Below are 13,672 nucleotides of genomic sequence, written 5' to 3' on the forward strand. Positions count from 1 at the left end.
TAAGAGCGAGAGCCCAGCAGAGATGCTGGGCTTTTTTGCTATTTACAGAATAACAAATTAAAATCAATCAAACTGACAGTCAGAGAGGTATATGATTTGAGATGAGCTCATTAATCGCTTTTTAATAAACCATTTAAAGCGGTATCTCATGAATAATATCAAACAGCAGATTGGATCTACCTAATGCTTATTACAAATATTAATAAGTTTGTTTGATGTTAATAACATGTCTATTATCTAGATTAAGTCGTCGATTACAAAACTCCATTAAATATCTATTGTTATATCAGTGTAATGTCGTAGTTCAATTTTCATAGCATGAAAAATATTAATCTGTAGATTTAACCTGCCCAATGAGTGATAAACTTGTTTGATGCTAATAACATATCTGTTATTTAGACTAGATTTTTGATTATAAAATTCCATTAAAGATTAAATGGTTAACACTTAACTGGCGAATAGCCAAGCCAAGTGCTCTCAATAATAACAATGAGTCAAATTTATGCTCTTTATTGGAAAGATATTGAATCGAAGTTAATGTCTGTAGATTAAATATTTAAAAAAAGCGTTAGCTAAGGTACTTTATTATTGGTCATCCATTAATATGAAAAAGTGATCTTTGATTAACTTATGCTTTGATAACATTATGTGAGCAATTGAAAGAGCTTAAAGTTTGGAGAGTTTGATTGGACAGACAAAAAGAGAAAGCAATACTCCTATTAAGGAATATTGCTTGTTTGTAAATATTAGCCTAAAAGTAAGGCATCGTCAGTAACTTTTTCACCGCGTGTTTTTTCAAACATAGCTAATAAGTCATTTACCGTCATCTTATCACGTTGTTCACCAGAAACATCAAGTACGACTTGTCCCTGATGAAGCATTACGGTCCTGTTTCCGTATTCTAGAGCTTGTTTCATTGAATGTGTTACCATCATGGTCGTTAAGTGGTTTTTGCCCACTATTTCATTAGTCAGATCTAGAACGAATTGAGCTGTTTTTGGATCAAGTGCAGCGGTGTGTTCATCGAGTAACAAAATTTTAGATGGTTGTAAGGTCGACATCAATAAACTTATTGCTTGTCTTTGTCCTCCTGAAAGTAACCCCATCATATCGGATAAACGATTTTCGAGACCTAAATTTAAAGTCGCAAGCTTTTCCTTAAATATGGACTGAATTTTGCGATTAAGTGCAGGGCGTAATGTAAAACAACGTCCACGATTATAAGCAATAGCAAGATTTTCTTCGATGGTTAAATTTTCACAGGTTCCCACCATCGGATCTTGAAACACTCTGGCAACCATTCCTGCTCTTTTCCAGGCAGGAACTCGTGTTACATCTTTGCCATTGATGATGACATGCCCTGAGTCACAAAGTAAATCTCCGCTAATAATATTAAGTAACGAACTTTTACCCGCACCATTACTACCAATAATCGTAACAAACTCACCTTCTTTTATATTTAAATTTAAGCCACGTAATACGTGATTTTCAATAGGTGTACCTTGGTTAAAAGTTAATTGCAATTGTTCAACGTTAAGCATGTTTATTTCCTCTTTTTTTCGAGTATTTTTTTAATTGCTTAGGTAGTACAAGAGCAAGTACAACCAATATTGCGGTAATAAGATTTAAGTCTTCCGTGCCTACGCCTATTTTGTGTAAAAACTCATTACTAAGTGCAACAGCTATGAATAAACGATAAAGAATAGCACCTAGAATAACTGCCAGCATAATTGCCCATATACGTTTTGTTGGGAAGATACTTTCACCAATGATAATAGAAGCAAGACCAATAACGATTGTCCCCACACCGATGGTAATATCAGCACTGCCTTGGGTTTGCACAAATAATGAACCACCTAATGCGATTAAGCCATTGGAAATAGCCATACCTAAAATGGTGATGCTGCCCGTTGGGACACCTTGAGATCTAGCCATTCTTTGGTTTGTACCGGTAGCTCTCAATGCCAATCCCATTTGGGTGTTTAAAAATAAATGTAGCAATAACCAAACCACAACAACAAAGCCAAAAACCATAACGGATTGAACAATATATTGGTTACTGTAGTCTTCTGAAATAAAGGGTGAAAAAATAGTTTTCGCATCCAATAACGCAAGATTCGGTGATCCTGAATATTCAGTTGTTTCGTGAGTAATATAACGTCCAAGCCCTAATATCCTTAAATTGATTGAATACAAACCTATCATGACAATAATACTGGATAATAATTGCAAAATATTGAGCTTAACATAAAGCAATCCAGTCAAACTACCGGCGATACACCCCGCAAACATACCTAAAAGTGTGGCAATCCAAGGGTCAATACCAATATAAATACATAAACCACATACTGCGCCACCTAACGGGAAGCTGGCATCGGCTGTTAGATCTGGAAAATCGAGTAAACGGAAAGATATAAAAACACCTAAGCTCACAATGGCATAAATAAGTCCAATTCCCAGCGAGCCTATTAAAAATTCAAAAGACATGAAAAAAACCTATTAAAATTAACCGCTAATATTAGCGGTATCGTGATAAAATTAAAAAACTATTCAACAATCTTCGTTGCTGATTTCAATACATCTTCAGATAATACGACGCCTTGTCGCTCAGCTGCTTTTTTATTGATTGTTAACTGTGTAATGTTACCTATTTGTGGCGGAATATCGCCAGGTTTTTCACCATTAAGAATGCGGATAACGATTTTACCAGCTTGGCGTCCTAAGTCATAATAACTCATTCCCAAGGCAGCGATGGCTCCGCGTTCGGCTGAGTCAGGATCGGAGGCTAACAAAGGTATTTTACTTTCATTAGCGACTTTTGCTAAAGACTCGTAAGCCGAAACGACATTGTTATCGGTAGTGGTATAAATCAGATCAACTTTACCTTTTAAACTTCTTGCTGCTGTAGAAATATCTGAAGTACGTTGAGCAGGAGCTGCGATAATTTGCATACCACGTTTTTCTAGTGCTGATTGTAATTGTTTAAGTACAATAGTTGAATTGACTTCGCTAGGACTATAGACATAACCAATGTTTTTCGCATCTGGTTTGATTTTTAACATCATATCTATTTGCGCATCTAACGGTAGTGCATCAGAAACACCGGTTACATTGGTTTTTGACGCTTCCCAACTAGGGGTTAATCTTGCGGCAACGGGATCTGTTACAGCCGTGAAAATGATTGGAATACGTTTAGTCGTCGCTAATAAAGCTTGTGAGCTAGGTGTTGCAATTCCGACAATCACATCGGGTTTATTAGCAGCAAATTGTTTAGCGATTTGAACAGCATTAGCACTACTGCCTTGAGCGCTGGCATACTGTAATTTTAAGTTTTCACCGTTGATATAACCATTATCTTTTAATTCATCTTCCACCCCTCTTCGAACATTATCTAATGCAGGATGTTCAACAATGGCTGTAATAGCAACATACTTTTGTTCCTTTGCTGTATCAGCAAACGATGAAAAAGTAAGGGTTGATAAACAGAGTAGCATAATAAGTTTACAAATATGATTACGCATATAGGTACCTTTGTAATAATTTTTTTACAACTTAGATAAATATGTGTTTACTATAAATCATATTTAAATAATTTTCTAGGAATATCACTTTATTTAGCTGTAAATTTTTAATTACAATCTGTTATAACTAGTGATTGTAAAGCACTTTTAATCGACAAAAATTGGGTATATTTTGCTTCTTTTATAGATAAAAAAAACGAAAATAATCATTCGTTCGAGAGTAAGCGAGTTCTGTTGATAATAGGGGTATGCTCTGCTGATTGATTCAGCAAAGCATAAATGGGATTATGTTATTCACCAATGACTTTATAAGCGGACTGAATAACTTCAGGCGATAATGTTGCGCCTTGTTTTTTCGCGGCTTCAATATTGATAACCAGTCGTAATGCTTGTCCAATTTCTGGCGCAATACTGCCGGGTTTTTCTCCATTCAAAATGCGAACAACAAGTTTGCCTGATTGACGACCAACATCATAATAACTCATGCCATAAGCCGCAACGGCGCCTCTTTCAATTGCATCAGGAAAAGATGCTAATAAAGGAATTTTGTTTTCATTAGCAAATTTCACTAATGATTCATAAGCAGATACAACATTGTTATCGGTTGTCGTATAAATCAAGTCAACTTTGCCTTTTAACGAATTTGCCGCAGTGGAAATATCCGCAGTTCGTTGTGCGGGCACTGCAACCAATGAAATATTTTGTTCTGCAAGTTGTGCTTTCAAATTTTTCATTACCACAGTGGAATTGATTTCACTTGGACTGTAGATGTATCCTACCGATTTTACATTCGGGACAATTTTTTTCATAAAGTCGATTTGAGGCCCAATCTCTTGAAAATCAGATACACCCGTAATATTGGTATTGGTTGGTTCCCAATTTTTAACTAGCTTTGCGGCAATGGGATCGGTAATTCCTGCAAATACGAGTGGGATTTGTTTAGTTACTGCGGCTGTTGCTTGTGCACTTGGAGTTGCAATAGCGACGATAACATCGGGTTTATCGGCAATAAATTGTCTGGCAATTTGTGCTGCAGTCGCGCTACTGCCTTGGGCGCTTTTGTACTTAACCGTTAAATTTTCATTTAATAGATAACCACTGCTTGTTAATTCATCTTTTACACCATCTCGGATTTGATCTAGTGATGGATGTTCAACAATTGCAGTTATGGCAACACTTTTTACCGTATTGGCTATACACATAAAAGGGGTAATTAGCATCAAACAACTGAATAAAAAAAAGCGTTTCATAAAAATAAACTCGCAAACTAGTACAATAGTATTATTCTAAACTGATTCAACCAAAATGTTAAGGTGTAATTGGACTTTTTTGTCATTCTTATTTTTTAAAAGGATGAGGCATTATCTGATTAATATAAAAATACGCTAAAATTTCAAGCAAATTAAGAATATAATAATCAGATTATTGGTTTTTTATCCTGCTTTTCATGAAAAAAAGCTAAAAATAGCTGCTAATATTGTTCAGTTACCTATTCAAGGTTAATTCTAAATTTATTCGAAGCTAAATTCTTATTGTGCAAATACAAAGGGATTGATACCACTTTTTGCAAAACCTTCTTCTTCGGTTTTGATATCAAGTATTAAAGAGGCAATATCATCAGCAATAACTTCAATATGCGGATCTTTATCCTGATCAAAGATTTTTAAATAGCTGTGGCAAGCATCACAACATTCTGTTTTAGTCGCTGATAATTCACTATCTAGCGAAAAATATTCAATATTTTTCATATTATCACAGCTGGTACATTTTACTCTTGGCACATACCATTCACTCTCACATAAACTACAATGTAAATAACGCAATCCATTATGACCACCCAGTTGAATGACGCTGGCAACCGGCATGCTATTACATACGGGACATAGCCAATTTTTATCACTATTTTCGGATACTGCTTTACCTTTTATTTGGCTAGCTAGCTGGCTATAGTAAACAGAGAGTGCAGACCAAATAAATACGGCTTCATTGCCATCAACTGCGTGGAATTCGCCTTTAAGTAAATGCAAAGCTTTATTTTGTAATTGTTCAATACTGTTTTTATCCAGTTGTTCAATCACGATTGAAATTTCATCGGTTAAATTTGATGATGATTGTAATAACGCCTTTAAATAATCCTGCCAAGAGTAGGGTAATGAAAGGTTTTCTATACTCAGTGGCGGTAAATCATTATTTAATGGCTCGATAAGCTCTTTATTTAGTGGTTTTTGGCTAACTAAGTCTGCTTGCGTTTGCGCTAATTGAGCACAAAAACAGAGATAATCACTAAATGGACTATTTTTTGCTAATTCTTTTAGCCTATTAGCTCGATGCAAATAGAGCGTTGTTGGTGAAGGATAAAAAAGTAAGGGAATTTGTCTGATAACGGAATTGATATTTTGTTCTTCAAGCTGGACTTGTGGGATGATTTTTATACTCATTATTGGTTACCATTCATGATTATTTTATCCATAATCGATTTCGTGATTGAGATAATTCCGCTGAAAAGTATCAGCGGATAAGATAGATATATTTTAGAAACAACTATAAAGCTGTTTTTTGTTCGACTTTTGTTGTTTGCTTCATGTCTACAGGTTTATCTGCTTCCAGTTCCTTTTGATAGATTTTTTGCATTTCTTCTTCATACCATGAAGAGTGGTTTTTTCGAGCCCAAGCTCGAGATACATACCCTGTAATCATCCCTTTAATTGAACCTTTAACCCAGATAGCCATATAAGCATGACCAATGGCGAGTAAGATTAAGCAAATAGCTGCAAACGAGTGGAAAAAGATTGCAATACGAACAATTTCAATTGAAAAATAATCTGAAACATATCTTCGCCACATAATCATACCGGTTACGAATAACACAGTGATTAAACTCATGATACACCAAAATAAAAATTTCTGACCAACATTATATTTGCCAATAGGTATACCTTCTTCTTTGCCCATGATGACGTGTTTAAAATTCTTGATCCATAACAGATCATTTTTATTAGGGATATTATGATGAGCAAGCTTTACAAACATGAACATCAGCAGTATAAAGACGATGCATCCAATTAGGGGATGTAACGCTCTAACCAGTTGAGGGGTTCCAAGAAAAAGCCCAAATAGTTTAATGGACGGAAAAAATAACGATAAACCAGATAATGCCGTTAAGATGAAAAGACACACCATACACCAATGGCAAAAACGTACAATAAGTGGTGTTCTAAGAATCATTCCTTTTTTATTCATGATGTTCCTCCTTTTGTGGTATGTCGGCACTATTTTTACGACCAAAAATAGGTAATCCTAATCGTTTTCTTGCTTGTTTATCCGCTTGTTTTTCCTGTTCGATATCTTCTTCGTCTACTTCAATTGCACCGACGCCCATGTAATGGAAAAGTAATCCACCAAAAGTAGCAATAAAGGCGGCAGCTGAAAGTGGTTTCCAAGGGCCTTTCCAGAATCTAACCAGTTCACTGATATGGGGTTCATCTGGCAAACCGTGATACAGATCGGGTTGATCAGCGTGATGTAATACATACATAACATGTGTTCCATTGACCGCTTGAGGATTATAAAGCCCTGCATGTTCAAACCCCCGTTTTTTTAAATCGGCTATTCGGTGCTCAGCATGTCGAATCATATCTTGTTTAGTCCCGAAATGAATAGCACCAGTCGGGCAGGTTTTAACGCAAGCCGGCTCTTGTCCAACCGAAACACGATCAACACATAAGGTACATTTATAGGCTCGATTATCTTCGTTACTGATACGAGGAATGTTAAACGGACAACCTGCTACACAATAGCCACAACCAATACAATGTTCCGACTGAAAATCGACTATTCCGTTAGCATATTGAATGATAGCACCTTCAGAAGGGCAAGATTTTAAACAGCCAGGCTCAGAACAGTGCATACACCCATCTTTGCGAATTAGCCATTCAAATTTTCCGTTAATTTCAACTTCAGAATAGCGCATTACCGTCCATGCTTTAGGCTCCAAATCAGCAGGATTATCGTAAACACCGACCGTATTGCCTACTTCTGCTCGCAGGTCATTCCATTCGCTACAGGCGACTTGGCATGCTTTACAACCAATACAGGTGGTGACATCAATTAATTTGGCCACTTCCTGTTGATAATCACGTGCTCGCGGCGCAGGCGTTAAATCATTAGTTGCAGAACGACGAATAATATCTTGAGTTTGTAATGACATAATTAATCCTCCTGCCTATGCCACGGTGGTAACTTTTTCGATGTTAACTAAGAATGATTTATATTCTGGCGTTTGTGAATTTGCATCACCTAAATGAGGAGTTAATTCATTGACCAAAAATCCTTTCTTAGTTTGTCCAGTGAATCCCCAAACAATTGGGATTCCAATGGTTTCGATCTCTTTACCGTCTACCGTTAACGTAGGCAAGCGTTTAGTTACTACCGCTTTCGCTTTTATATAGCCTCGATACGAAGTCACTTTAACGGTGTCGCCTAATTTGATTCCTTTTTTATTGGCAAGATTTTCGCTTAGTTCGATAAATTGTTCTGGTTGCGTAATTGAGGCCAATCTTGCGTGTTGTGTCCAAAAGTGGAAATGCTCTGTAATACTGTATGTTGTTCCCACATAAGGAAATTCATCTGCTGAACCTAAACGCGCTAAATCTTCTTTAAATGCTCGAGCAACCGGATTATTGATTTGTTCTGGATGCAACGGATTATTGGTAATTGGCGTTTCAAATGGTTCGTAGTGCTCAGGGAAAGGCCCATCAACCAGACGATTTAAACAGAATAATCCACCTAAACCATCGTTATTCATAATAAAGGCACCAGCACCAGAACTTGGAGACAAGGTAGCGGTAAAGTCAGCAACATCATTGCCATCCCAATGAGAACCATTCCATTTTATCAATACTCGGTTTGGATCCCATGGATTGCCGTGTTCATCTGCCGATGCCCGATTATAGAGTACACGTCGATTCATTGGCCATGACCATGCCCAACCAGCATGGATACCTTTACCAGATGGATCTGTTGGATCACGTCTTGCCATTAAATTACCTTGTTCAGTCCACGAACCACAGAATATCCAGATACCTGAAGAGGTGGTACCATCATCTTTAAGCTGAGAAAAACCACTTAATAATTGACCTTTTTTCAGAATCACATTACCGTTGGTATCCGTAAGGTCAGCAAGAGCACGACCATTACACTCTTGGGCTAATTCTTCTGCTGCTGGTCCTTCTGGATCTTGGTAATCCCAAGAAAGATTATTAATTGGTTCATGATAAGCACCGCCTTCTTCAGCATAAAGTTCTTTGATTCTTAGAAAGATACGTGAAATGATTTCGGGGTCATATAGCGATTCATAAGGAGGCTTTGCTGCTGCCCAATGCCATTGTAATAAACGTGATGAATTGACAATCGTACCGTTTTCTTCAGCGAAACAGTTAGTCGGTAATCGAAAGACTTCGGTTTGAATTTTGCTTGAATCGACATCGTTTGACTCACCATGGTTTTTCCAAAATTCGGCTGTTTCAGTGGGTAATGGGTCAATGCTCACCAAGAATTTGAGTTTAGATAAACCTTCACGAATACTATTTTTATCAGGTAAGGCAGCAAGTGGGTTGAATCCTTGACAAATAAAACCATTGGCTTGACCATCACGCATCATTTTACTAAAGCGTAAGATATCGTAAGTTTTATCCCATTTAGGTAACCAATCAAATCCCCATTGATTGTCTTTAGTCGCTTTATCACCATACATCGCCTTCATAAAACTGATAAAGAATTTGGGATAGTTACCCCAGAAGTTCACCTCATTGGCGCCTAACGGTTTAGGGGTTTTTTCATCCAGATACTGTTCAAGCGAAACTTGCGAGTCTTTAGGTAAATCCAAATATGCAGGTAAACGATTGGATAAAAGTCCGACATCGGTTAAACCTTGAATATTTGAGTGTCCACGTAAGGCATTAATTCCCCCACCCATGACACCCACATTACCTAAAATAAGTTGAATCATGGCAGCAGTACGAATAATTTGGGTACCATAAGTATGTTGTGTCCAACCTAAGGCATATAAAAATGTTGCTGCTCGGTCATTGGTTTTCGTACTGGCAAGAGATCGACAAACATGTAAAAATCCGTCTATCGGGCTTCCGGTAACTTTGTTTACCATTTCTGGTGTATATCGACTTACATGTTGTTTTAACAGATTCCAAACACAGCGTGGATGCGTGAGTGTTTTATCTCGAAGCGCATAACCCTTTTCATCTTTTTGATATGTCCAACTGGCTTGATCATATTGGTGATTATCAGCATTATAGCCACTAAATAGACCACTATTTTCATCAAAATTAAAGTCATCACTCACAATTAAGCTAGCGTTACTGTGTGTGACTAAATATTCAAAATTAACCTCGTTATGGGTAATGAGATAATTAATAATACCTAGTAAGAAGGCAATATCCGAACCGGCACGAATCGGAACATATTTATCGGCAACCGAAGCCGTGCGGTGAAAACGAGGATCAATAGCGATAAGTTCAGCGCCATTTGTGATTTTAGCTTCTATCGCCCACTTAAAACCAACCGGATGAGCTTCGGCGGCATTTCCACCCATAACGATGACGACATTGGCATTTTTAATGTCATTCCAGTTATTTGTCATCGCACCACGCCCATACGTTGCTGCAAGACTTGATACCGACGGACCATGACAAACCCTTGCTTGAGTTTCAAGACTTAGCATACCTAATGAGCGAGCTATTTTGAACGCTAGCCAACCCGTTTCATTACTCGCAGCTGAAGTAACCAACCAACCGGTTGATGTCCAGCGATTCACGGTTGTACCTTGTTCATTTTTTTCGATAAAGTTTTTATCTCGGTCTTCTTTCATCAATCGAGCAATACGATCAATCGCTTCATCCCAACTGATACGTTGCCATTGATCAGAGCCAGGAGCACGATATTCGGGATATTTAACACGTTGTTCACTTTTGATATAGTCTAGCACCCCAGCACCTTTTGGGCAGAGTGAGCCACGACTAACTGGATGATCAGGATCGCCTTCTACATGAAAAATAGAAGATTCGGCATTCTTAGCTCCATCTCCTCGACTATAAAGTAACATTCCACAGCCAACCGAACAGTAGGTACAGTTATTGCGGGTTTCTTTCGATTTTAATAATTTGAATTGGCGAGTTTGTGCGAGCGCCACATTGGGAGCAAGTCCAAGCGTGGCAACTGTTGTTCCTGCCATGCCACCAGCGCAGATCTTAAAGAACTGTCTACGGTTAAATAGCATATGAACTCCTTAAAAGCTGACATTACATTTTAATTTATAATATTGGTAGGTACTAATATCCCTATTGGATAATAATTCATAATAATCGTTTATTAATTGGAAATAAAGGAAAAAACAGATATCAATGGTTAAAATTTGACTTTGATCAAAAAATCAGAAGAAAAGATCCGATAATTTTTATTAAATTTTATCTAAAATTGTTAACAGCACTTTGCAATAATTGCGTAAAGCTCATCCTAACAAAACTTAAAATTATTATCAATATATGAGCTATCAGGTGAATCGATTGGCATTGTGGATTTTGCTATATCCAACAATATTGATAGAGCTTGCCACTGATAAAAGGGCAAACTCTATCGATACCAACTCGTGATTAAGGATTAATTTCCTCAATTGTTTGCAAGACTCGATGAGTAATGAGAGGTTTTAAGATATTATTCATGTTTTCAATTTTTTGAAAACTGGCACTATCTTGATCGTCCAGATAACCTTGTTCTCGTAGTGATGCAACCAGTGTTGAAAAGACCCCTTTATCAAAAAATTCTGGCGCATTGATTCCATGTAATACCGATAATCTTTCCGCAATTAATCGACCTTCTTTTTCTAAATTAGCTCGACTAATTGAAGGGTCTTTTTGCAAAAGCGAAAAAGCAATCGCATAACGTTGTAAGGTATCTTTTGATGACGAAGCAATTAATTGTAACCCCGACATTTTTGCATAATTGAGCACTAATTTATCTGACGTACAACTAATTAAATTTAAGTCACAATAGGTGGCGATAATTTGGTTTACATATTCAACTAACTGCGCTTCATTATGATATAAAAACAGTTCAGATTTAATTAATGGGAAAAGCAATTTTACCTGTTCTAAAACCGCTTCTGAGGAGATGCGATTATTCTTCACAAGAATTCTGGCAACGATTGCAGGAATGATCAGCAAATGTTGAATATTATTACGATAATAAGTCATTAAAACCGCTTGTTCAGTGGTTAAACCGACAATTTCGCCAGCCTCATCGGTTGTGATAACAAATTTACCCATTTGTTTAGCATGTTCAAATAGTTCATCTGCGCTTTGAGCGGGAATCGTTATCAAATCAGAATAAGGAATATTTTTTAATAATGTAAGAAGATAATTAATATGTTCTATAAGTTTAACTTTAGTTAATGCCCGTTGATCCGCAGCTAATAAGATAGAGCAACATAAATTCATGGCGTTAATAGCTGCTGAGGCATTGATACGCTCCATGATCTGTTTTGCCAGCACATTGGTAGTGGGTGTCAACCAATTTGGGCGAGCGGTGCCAGTTGGTTCAATTGCATCACGCCATTCTGGTATTTGTTGATTTAAAAATTGGTTCAGTGGGATAGGTTGACCAAAATTAACATAGCCAAAACCTAATTTTTTTAATTTTAAAAAGGCTTTTAGCGTACGCCATAAACTCTCTTTTTCTTTTTTTGCTCCGCGTAATTCATTGGCATAAGTCGCCACTTCTAAAACGTGTTCATAACCAATATAAACCGGTACAACGGTGATAGGTCTTGCATCGCCACGCAATAACGTTTGGATGGTCATCATGAGCATGCCTGTTTTCGGATCGAGCAATCTACCGGTACGTGAACGCCCACCTTCGATAAAATATTCAACAGCATAGCCTCGAATAAATAACTCAGCTAAATATTCACGGAAAACAGAAGTATAGAGTTTATTTCCTCTAAACGAACGACGAATAAAGAAGGCACCTAGTCGTCTAAAAATCGGACCAGCAGGCCAGAAGTTCAAGTTGATACCAGCAGCAATATGAGGTGGTACTAATCCTTGTCGATAAAGAACATAAGATAATAAAAGATAATCCATGTGACTGCGATGACACGGTGCATAAACAATTTCATGTCCATTTTGCGCCAGTTCTCGAACTGGATCGGCATTGGTTACTTTTAAACCTTGGTAAAGTCTGTTCCATGCCCAAGTTAAAACAATATCGGTAATTCTTAGCATTCGATAAGAAAAATTAGCGGCAATTTCGTTTAACATTGCCAGTGCATTTTTTTTCGCTTTATCAAGACTAATATTTTTGCTTTTGGCTTCTTCTTGAATTGCATCAGAAAGGCTAGGATTAGTTAATAATTTATTCAGCATTTGTTGCCGAACAGGCAGTTTAGGACCCACTGAAGCCATTCTTTGTTTGGTAAAATGAATACGTGCAACACGAGCAAGCTTATGGGCTAAGACCGAAATATTTTGTTGATTATTGATTTCAATATCTTTTAATGACACGGTTCTTGAAAAACGGGTATAGCAATCTCGACCTGAAACAATGATTTTATATAATTTATAAGTTGCTCCCAGCACTTGTAGAGAAGGGCTTTTTTTGCCTTCTTTATCTGGACTGCGTCCGAACATCACCGAAACCGGTAACATTTGAATATCCAACTCGGGATTTTCTTGATGAGCAGAAATATATTCTCTTAAAATGTCAATTGCTTTTGTTTTTTGTTGATTAGAGGCAAAAATACCCGGGCCTTTATCAATAAAAATATATGAAGGAACCATATTACCATTAATATCGATGCCTTCTAGCGGATCAGGTAAGCCGAACTTGGAACATAAAGAACGAACAACCATAAGATCAATCTTAGAATTATAGGGCAAAACATATAATATGGGTTTATTAGTATCAAGACCTAATTCAGAAACCGGATCTGCTGGTATAGGTTTACTTTTAACAAATAATTTAATTGGGATTTGGATTAGTGAAAAAGAAACTTTAGTCCACCACGAAAACATAAAAATAAACCTCATCGTATTTCGCTAATTATAGGCTTAAATAATGAAATATACTTAATCAAGCTAATA

General features: G+C 37.0%; 9 protein-coding genes. All 9 read right to left on the minus strand.

What is annotated here, in order from left to right; genetic code table 11:
* Positions 1–746 precede the first annotated feature (746 nt).
* The 9 genes from ACGH46_RS10280 to plsB all read right to left on the minus strand — a co-directional run bounded on the left by ACGH46_RS10280 (position 747) and on the right by plsB (position 13,603).
* A complete protein-coding gene (locus ACGH46_RS10280; protein WP_411590877.1) occupies positions 747–1,541 on the minus strand; it encodes an ABC transporter ATP-binding protein in 795 nt (264 codons plus the stop codon).
* Positions 1,534–2,487 (minus strand): ABC transporter permease, encoded by a 954-nt coding sequence (locus tag ACGH46_RS10285; protein ID WP_267360713.1) that lies wholly within the window; start codon positions 2,485–2,487, stop codon positions 1,534–1,536. Before ACGH46_RS10285 ends, ACGH46_RS10280 begins: the two co-directional genes overlap by 8 nt.
* Before the next feature lie 59 nt (positions 2,488–2,546).
* The gene (locus ACGH46_RS10290; RefSeq protein ID WP_411605547.1) at positions 2,547–3,521 is read right to left on the minus strand and encodes an ABC transporter substrate-binding protein; all 975 of its coding nucleotides are present in this window, start codon (positions 3,519–3,521) and stop codon (positions 2,547–2,549) included.
* Positions 3,522–3,811: 290 nt separating this feature from the next.
* The gene (locus ACGH46_RS10295) at positions 3,812–4,771 is read right to left on the minus strand and encodes an ABC transporter substrate-binding protein (protein WP_267349561.1); all 960 of its coding nucleotides are present in this window, start codon (positions 4,769–4,771) and stop codon (positions 3,812–3,814) included.
* A 279-nt stretch (positions 4,772–5,050) separates the two neighbouring features.
* On the minus strand, positions 5,051–5,959 hold the full coding sequence (gene fdhE / locus ACGH46_RS10300) for a formate dehydrogenase accessory protein FdhE (protein WP_411605549.1): 909 nt from the start codon (positions 5,957–5,959) through the stop codon (positions 5,051–5,053).
* Positions 5,960–6,062: 103 nt separating this feature from the next.
* Entirely contained in the window at positions 6,063–6,761 is a 699-nt protein-coding gene (locus tag ACGH46_RS10305) for a formate dehydrogenase subunit gamma (protein WP_267349565.1), read from the minus strand.
* A complete protein-coding gene (gene fdxH, locus ACGH46_RS10310) occupies positions 6,754–7,728 on the minus strand; it encodes a formate dehydrogenase subunit beta (protein ID WP_294825775.1) in 975 nt (324 codons plus the stop codon). The genes ACGH46_RS10305 and fdxH overlap by 8 nt, the downstream gene beginning before the upstream one ends.
* A gap of 15 nt (positions 7,729–7,743) precedes the next feature.
* Positions 7,744–10,812 carry a formate dehydrogenase-N subunit alpha gene (fdnG, locus tag ACGH46_RS10315; protein WP_411605552.1) on the minus strand — a complete coding sequence of 1,023 codons (3,069 nt, stop codon included), beginning with the start codon at positions 10,810–10,812 and terminating at the stop codon, positions 7,744–7,746.
* 373 nt (positions 10,813–11,185) lie between these two features.
* Positions 11,186–13,603, minus strand: a complete 2,418-nt coding sequence (gene plsB, locus ACGH46_RS10320) for a glycerol-3-phosphate 1-O-acyltransferase PlsB (RefSeq protein WP_267349568.1) — start codon at positions 13,601–13,603, stop codon at positions 11,186–11,188.
* Positions 13,604–13,672: the final 69 nt, after the last annotated feature.

Origin of the sequence: Gilliamella sp. CG22 (assembly GCF_046635725.1) — a bacterium.
GTDB classification, from domain to species: Bacteria; Pseudomonadota; Gammaproteobacteria; order Enterobacterales; family Orbaceae; genus Gilliamella; species Gilliamella apicola_I.

Coding starts and splice junctions, on each gene's coding strand:
- fdhE (WP_411605549.1), bottom strand. CDS start 5,959: ATGAGTATAAAAATCATCCCACAAGTCCAGCTTGAAGAACAAAATATC.
- plsB (WP_267349568.1), bottom strand. CDS start 13,603: ATGTTTTCGTGGTGGACTAAAGTTTCTTTTTCACTAATCCAAATCCCA.
- ACGH46_RS10305 (WP_267349565.1), bottom strand. CDS start 6,761: ATGAATAAAAAAGGAATGATTCTTAGAACACCACTTATTGTACGTTTT.
- ACGH46_RS10285 (WP_267360713.1), bottom strand. CDS start 2,487: ATGTCTTTTGAATTTTTAATAGGCTCGCTGGGAATTGGACTTATTTAT.
- ACGH46_RS10290 (WP_411605547.1), bottom strand. CDS start 3,521: ATGCGTAATCATATTTGTAAACTTATTATGCTACTCTGTTTATCAACC.
- fdxH (WP_294825775.1), bottom strand. CDS start 7,728: ATGTCATTACAAACTCAAGATATTATTCGTCGTTCTGCAACTAATGAT.
- ACGH46_RS10280 (WP_411590877.1), bottom strand. CDS start 1,541: ATGCTTAACGTTGAACAATTGCAATTAACTTTTAACCAAGGTACACCT.
- ACGH46_RS10295 (WP_267349561.1), bottom strand. CDS start 4,771: ATGAAACGCTTTTTTTTATTCAGTTGTTTGATGCTAATTACCCCTTTT.
- fdnG (WP_411605552.1), bottom strand. CDS start 10,812: ATGCTATTTAACCGTAGACAGTTCTTTAAGATCTGCGCTGGTGGCATG.